The 5,465-nt window shown below is 66.2% G+C and carries 7 protein-coding genes and 2 pseudogenes; 2 read left to right on the forward strand and 7 right to left on the reverse strand.

All coding sequences use genetic code 11. From position 1 onward, the window contains the following. The 4 genes and pseudogenes from QRO95_RS24815 to QRO95_RS24830 all read right to left on the reverse strand — a co-directional run. Window positions 1-100, reverse strand: a pseudogene (locus QRO95_RS24815) (RepA replication protein); the annotation flags it as partial. Window positions 101-126: 26 nt separating this feature from the next. Next, complete coding sequence (locus QRO95_RS24820) at window positions 127-408, reverse strand: AlpA family transcriptional regulator (protein ID WP_023127562.1); 282 nt, start codon at window positions 406-408, stop codon at window positions 127-129. Between the two features lie 83 nt (window positions 409-491). Further along, on the reverse strand, window positions 492-1,265 hold the full coding sequence (locus QRO95_RS24825) for a DUF2285 domain-containing protein (protein WP_047289076.1): 774 nt from the start codon (window positions 1,263-1,265) through the stop codon (window positions 492-494). A 311-nt stretch (window positions 1,266-1,576) separates the two neighbouring features. After that, on the reverse strand, window positions 1,577-1,924 hold the full coding sequence (locus QRO95_RS24830; protein ID WP_053506340.1) for a DUF2958 domain-containing protein: 348 nt from the start codon (window positions 1,922-1,924) through the stop codon (window positions 1,577-1,579). 215 nt (window positions 1,925-2,139) lie between these two features. Here QRO95_RS24830 and QRO95_RS24835 point away from each other — a divergent pair, with 215 nt between their 5' ends. Continuing rightward, on the forward strand, window positions 2,140-2,433 hold the full coding sequence (locus QRO95_RS24835; protein ID WP_053506350.1) for a helix-turn-helix domain-containing protein: 294 nt from the start codon (window positions 2,140-2,142) through the stop codon (window positions 2,431-2,433). A gap of 357 nt (window positions 2,434-2,790) precedes the next feature. Here QRO95_RS24835 and QRO95_RS24840 read toward each other — a convergent pair whose 3' ends face one another. Beyond that, a complete protein-coding gene (locus QRO95_RS24840; RefSeq protein ID WP_023103964.1) occupies window positions 2,791-3,105 on the reverse strand; it encodes a DUF736 domain-containing protein in 315 nt (104 codons plus the stop codon). Between the two features lie 816 nt (window positions 3,106-3,921). Here QRO95_RS24840 and QRO95_RS24845 point away from each other — a divergent pair. Then, window positions 3,922-4,440 carry a GNAT family N-acetyltransferase gene (locus QRO95_RS24845; protein ID WP_047289082.1) on the forward strand — a complete coding sequence of 173 codons (519 nt, stop codon included), beginning with the start codon at window positions 3,922-3,924 and terminating at the stop codon, window positions 4,438-4,440. Between the two features lie 129 nt (window positions 4,441-4,569). On the opposite strand, the gene QRO95_RS24850 is transcribed toward QRO95_RS24845, so the two are convergent. Further along, window positions 4,570-4,779, reverse strand: coding sequence for a hypothetical protein (locus tag QRO95_RS24850; RefSeq protein WP_047289083.1), 210 nt, complete (start codon window positions 4,777-4,779; stop codon window positions 4,570-4,572). A gap of 61 nt (window positions 4,780-4,840) precedes the next feature. Next, window positions 4,841-5,465 (reverse strand): annotated as a pseudogene (locus tag QRO95_RS24855) (chromosome partitioning protein ParB); the annotation flags it as partial.

The following is a 5,465-nucleotide window of genomic DNA, read 5'->3' on the forward strand; positions in this document are numbered from 1 at the left end:
TGTCGCGCGGCGCCATGTCGCCGGGCAAGGCGCGGAACAGGTCGAGCTGTTCGCGTTCCTGCATCGGCTGCTGCCGGTGCGGCAGCGCAGAGCTGGACATGGCAAAGGCCACCTGCGCGCCAGCGTTCAGCGCGCACGGCTGTCCGCCGCATGATGCTCGGCGTATTCGGGATCGGAAGTCGTCTCGAAGCTGCGGTCGGCCGCCCATATGTCGAGGTCGGCCACGGCGTACATGACGCGGCGACCGAACTTGCGAAAGCGCGGGCCACCACCGATCACGCGCTGTTTCTCCAGGGTGCGCGGCGACAGGCGCAGGTACTCGGCAGCTTCGTCGTTGGTCAGGTAGCGTTGAGGCTGCATGGACGCAGCGACAGCAGTGGCGGCAGGCCGCAAGGGAGCGGGACGCATGGTGTAAACCTCCATAGCTTTCAAAGCTCCGGCCACACAGCGCAACCGGATGGAGGCAGTCTCAGAAAACCAAGCTGTTCTGCTCAGGGTCGTTTTGCGCCATCATCAGAACGACCCTTCTCAAGCGGCGAAATTTGTGCTATCCGGCGATAGCCGCCGCGCATCATTGCATCGCCTCGCCGCACCAGACGGCGCACCTTCGAGCGCAGGCCACCGTCGCTGTACCAATCGGCCAAGGCATCCACGCCGAACAAGCCTTCACCGACCTCGCGCAAGGACGCGCCCGCCAGGGTGGCGTCGAGCGCTTGCAGGGTATGCAGTTCCAGCAGCGCGGCCGGTGTTGGCCTGGGCTTGGCATCGGCAATGGCTGCGCCCGGCGCATAGCCGCGCGCAGGCGCGGTAGTGCCGCCGCGATAGGCATGGACCACGGCCATGCCGTCTTGCAGGCCGGGCGCCAGCGCGAAGCGCAGGCAGCGACCAGGACTGCGCGCGATCAGCGCCAGGCCCTTGCCATCATGCAGCAGGTGCTTGTGGCCGGGGATGTGCCAGAACGCGAACGCGGCGGCGTCCAGTGGTGGATCGGCATCCGGGTAGAGCTGCACCACGGCATCGGAGCCGGGCAGCCAGGCCGGATGCGCGTCGCGCGCATCCAGGGCTGGGTCTTCCAGCAAGCGCAAGCCCCAGCGTTGAGCCGCCTGCTGCGCAGCTTGCAGCCGGCGATGATGGCGCAGCCAGTCAAGCCGGTAGTCGGGATTCCTGCGCAGGTATTCCCAAGCCAGCGCGAGCGCATCGAGCCACAGGACAAACAGGTACGCCGCAGTGGGATACCAGTGCGCGAGGTGATGGGGATTGACCATGGCGCCTCCTCCCTGAGAACAGGATTCGCCGTCACGGAAGGGACTACGCGCTACATCGCCATCGTTGGAAAATTTGGAGGTTCAAGATAGGTGGAAGGGGTCAAGACCGAATGGCTCCGATGCGTTGCAGTGTTTGTCTCAATGCGGCGGCGGCAGCACTCCGAACTTGGAGCGCTGCATTGTCCAGCCTGCCGCAACCCGCGCCACGCATCATGACTGTTTCGATCAGACTGGCCGGGGTATGCCGCAAGAATGCCGATTGAGACCTGACCGGCATGACACCAGACTGAAAAAATCACAGTCAGCCTTGTTCAGTCCGGGATAGCCCCGTCGCGCTGGGCCAGCCGGGTGTATTCCGACAGCGTGCGCGTTGGGCAGAAATAGAGGTCACGCATCACGGGCTGCTGGCGCGGCCCGACGATGCCGGCCAGCTCGGATAGCTTGACGGTGCCTTGCGCCGGTATACCGATCCCCAGGTCGATAAGTCCCCAGGCGGTGTCGCCATCGGCGGGATCGAGCGCGGCCAGCAGCCAAGTCACATGTGCGTCCGGCGTGAACAACCGGACCACGGGCACCGGGTCGATGGCCCGGCCAGCGGCGCGGGCCTGGCCGTGGGCCAGCAGGCACACACGGTCGTCCTCGGTGATGAGCGGATTCATGGCGATTCCCGTCGGCTGCACGAATCCGCCAAAGCGTGAAGGCGCAAAACCGTATCGGCGGATTTGGGCATGAACACGATTGTGATTCCGTGGGTCTACGCCTTTGTCGGAGTCCGTAAATACGGATTTCTGCAGAACCGTAAAACGGTGGGGTTTTGATGAATGAGTTAAAGATAACGTGGTTTTAATTGTGCGGCGAATCAACGCTTCTGTCCATGCAGAAGCGATCCGTCCAGCCCGGCCGACCGGCTGGCTCCACCACCCATGACGCCGAGTTGGCTCACGCCTTCGGCGCTGCGGTGCGTGCGCTGCGGATAGAGCGCGGTATCGCGCAAGAATCGCTGGCGCACTTGGCTGGCGTCGAACGTTCGCACATGGGCAAGATCGAGCGCGGCGAGCACATGCCAACGCTGGCGATCATCTTCAAGATTGCCGGCGCGCTCGAATGCAGCACTGCGGTGCTGATGAGCGAGGCTGAAAGCCAGCTCGCAGCGGCAGCCCTGCCGTAGGCTGGGCGGGGTCGATCCGGCGCAGGCCGGTTCGGCGGTGTTCAAGGGGCGCCAAATGCAGCGCGGCGGGGATGGGCCTTGCGCCGATCCCCTGGAGGCAAGCGTAGCGCGCAGCGCCGCAGGCGCGAAGGTGTGAGGGATTGGAGTCGAATGGCCGTGACGGAAAAGACGGCACGGGGCGCAGCCCGCAAAGCCCGGTGGCGCAACGCGCCGAAACGCCATGCTTTGATCGCAGCCGCTGGTGCTGGCTTTCCAACATGAAGATGCGACCCGAAAAAGGCCACTGCCTATTTCGGTCTGGTATGGGACGTAGTGATAGCGCAGCGCCCCGCCGCAATGGACGGGGCGCTGCGGCGGTCACGCCGCCTGGGGCTTGCTGCGCGACCAGATCAGGTCGTGCGTGCCGTCCTCGCCTTCGATCAGGCGGGCATAGACCGGAGCCGGGAACGAAGGATCGTCGAGGGTCACGGACTTGTATTCCCGCCCTGCCTCGCTGGTCTTGTTCCACGCCGCGCCGATGTCGTGGCCGGCGGCCTGGAGGCGGAAGTCGGGGGCGTTCTCGCTGCTGCCCTTGTCGTTGGGAACCAGCTTGACCTTGACGTTGAGGGTCAGGGTGCGGAGCGTGCCGGTGAAGCCGTCTTTGTCTGCGGTGAAGGTGCCGATGTTGGCCATGATGATTTCTCCTTTCGGTGGAACAAGGTTCGCGCCCATCGCGTCCTTGTTGTGATCCGGCCAGCGGGGAACGGGCTGGCTGCACCGCTTGCGGTCGAAACGCAGTGGAGAGCCGGGAGGCGAAAAGAATTTGCTGCGCGAGGAAGCCGCGCAGCGGCGGGGAAATTGTTTTCGCCGGACGGTTGCAGCCATGAAGCCCGAGGCGCAGCCGTGCCACCGCCAGGATTCACAACGAGACAAGGACGCCTTGGGCCGAACCGCTCCGAAAGGAGATGGGGCCGACTCGGCATCCCCGCCCGAAGGCTTCTCCGGCTCGCCCACTGACGCGGGCCAGGTCAACCACCCAATGAAAGGCGAGAAAGCCCCGCCCGCACCTTGCGGCGCCGGTCTTGAGGCGTGGCGTGGAAGCTCCATAGCGATGCCGGGCGGGTTGTCCGTGAACCGTCCTTCGTGACGTGATGGGCAGGAACCGCCAGCGTTGAGGGCAGCACGCATCCGTGCAACCTGCTGCAGCAAGCGCCAGCGTGTTCGCCAGCACCCCGTCCATCGCGGCGTAGCGCTGGCCGCGCCGATCCGGCGCAGCCGGTTCGGCCGCATCGAGGGGCGCCAAGCATCGCGCGGCGGGGATAGCCCGCAGGGCTTTCCCCTGGAGGCAAGCGAAGCGCGCAGCGCCGCAGGCGCAAAGGCGTGAGGGATTGAAGCCGAATGGCCGTGACAGCGAAGTTGGCACGGGGCGCAGCCCGAAAGCCCGGCGGGGCGAAGCGCCGACACGCCCAGGCCATTCTATATTTTCAGGAAAGAATCCAAGAGCAGTCCATGACCATCCAGCTACGACACGAAACACCTGACGACATGGCCGCCATCGAGGCCGTCACGGTCGCCGCCTTCGCCGATGCACCGCACACCAGCCACACCGAGCAGTTCATCGTGCGCGCCCTGCGCGCCGCCGACGAACTGACGCATTCCATCGTGGCCGAGGAACACGGCCAGGTCGTCGGCCAAGTGGCCCTGTCGCCCGTGACCATCACCGATCGCAACGGCCACAAGGCCGAAGGCTGGTACGGCTTGGGGCCGATCTCCGTCCTGCCGCAAAGGCAAGGGCACGGCATCGGCTCGCGCCTGATGGAACAGGCGCTGTCTGAACTGCGTGACATGCAGGCCGCGGGCTGCGTGCTGCTGGGCGATCCCGCGTATTACGCGCGTTTTGGTTTTCAGGCCCGTGCGGGCCTGCAACTGCCGGGCGTGCCGCCCGGCTACTTCATGGCACTGGCCTTCGATGGGCCGGTGCCCGAAGGCATCGCGCACTACAGCGATGCTTTCAACGCCGCCGCCTGAGCCAGCGCGAAGGCGGCGGCGTTCTGAATCGGCTGCTGGCCTTGAACACCGCGCGCGGCCACTACCGCGACCGGATTTGCATTTCACCGCGCCCAGGACGGAACGGCCTGGGCGCGGTGCTGATCGCGGTTATTCCTTCGTCTCGATGAGCCACCACAAGGCGCGCGGCAAGGCGCGGCCCGTGATGGGATGAATGTCGGTGAGGTCGGCGCGGGCCGACCAGCCCGAGGGCGGGCGATAGCCGCGTACGTCGCCTGCGCCGTGCCAGCGGCGGGCGCGTACTGTGCCGGGGGCGTAGATCGCCGCCATGCGCGGGCGGCTGGTGGCGGTGTGGATCATGGAGCTTCTCCTTCCAGCGAAGCGCCCCGGTCGAGGCCGAGGCGCTTGCCTTCGGCGTGGGTCAAGCGGCCAGCGCCTCGGCGGGTTCATCCGCCATTGCTTCGGCATCCTCCGGGGCGTCCTGCTCCGGGCTTTCCTCCTGCGCGGCATCCTGCGGGTCTGCGGCCTTGAAGATGGCGGGCATCCAGCCCGTGCCATCGGCCAGCCGCTCGGCTTCGCTGGCAATGTCGGCCTTCTTGAGCTTCGCCAGCCGGTTGATTTGCTCGGGCGCGTACTCGCCCACGGCATCCAGAATCACGGCCTTGGAAACGTGCTTGAAGTAGCCTTCTGCGGTCGGCTTCCACCATGCCGCCATGTCGAGGCCCACGGCCTGCGCCAGTTCTTCGCCGCGATGGTGCATCGTGGCGCGGGGCGTCACCACGTCCACCGTGGAAGCCACGCACACGGCCAGCAGTCGCACCAGTTCGTCTTGCGGCTTCGCCAGCAGCGCGGCGAACAGTTCGGCGCTGTCCTCCGGCAAGGCTTCACCGGCCACCTGTTGCAGTTCACGCAGCGCCACGGCGGCGGGCGATTCCGGCCAGTCCGGTGCCATGCCTTCCAGCCGGTCTTGCGCCGTGAGGCGCACGCCGAGCGGCAGGCCATCGCCGTAGGCGTCGGGCTGCAAGACGGTCTGCACCATGCCATGC

It is taken from the genome of Stenotrophomonas maltophilia group sp. Smal13, from assembly GCF_030236855.1.
In the GTDB taxonomy this organism is placed as follows: domain Bacteria; phylum Pseudomonadota; class Gammaproteobacteria; order Xanthomonadales; family Xanthomonadaceae; genus Stenotrophomonas; species Stenotrophomonas maltophilia_A.

Bases quoted from the DNA above. Each gene is read 5' to 3' on its own strand.
- QRO95_RS24845 (WP_047289082.1), top strand. From the start codon at position 3,922: ATGACCATCCAGCTACGACACGAAACACCTGACGACATGGCCGCCATC.
- QRO95_RS24840 (WP_023103964.1), bottom strand. From the start codon at position 3,105: ATGGCCAACATCGGCACCTTCACCGCAGACAAAGACGGCTTCACCGGC.
- QRO95_RS24850 (WP_047289083.1), bottom strand. From the start codon at position 4,779: ATGATCCACACCGCCACCAGCCGCCCGCGCATGGCGGCGATCTACGCC.
- QRO95_RS24835 (WP_053506350.1), top strand. From the start codon at position 2,140: ATGCAGAAGCGATCCGTCCAGCCCGGCCGACCGGCTGGCTCCACCACC.
- QRO95_RS24825 (WP_047289076.1), bottom strand. From the start codon at position 1,265: ATGGTCAATCCCCATCACCTCGCGCACTGGTATCCCACTGCGGCGTAC.
- QRO95_RS24830 (WP_053506340.1), bottom strand. From the start codon at position 1,924: ATGAATCCGCTCATCACCGAGGACGACCGTGTGTGCCTGCTGGCCCAC.
- QRO95_RS24820 (WP_023127562.1), bottom strand. From the start codon at position 408: ATGCGTCCCGCTCCCTTGCGGCCTGCCGCCACTGCTGTCGCTGCGTCC.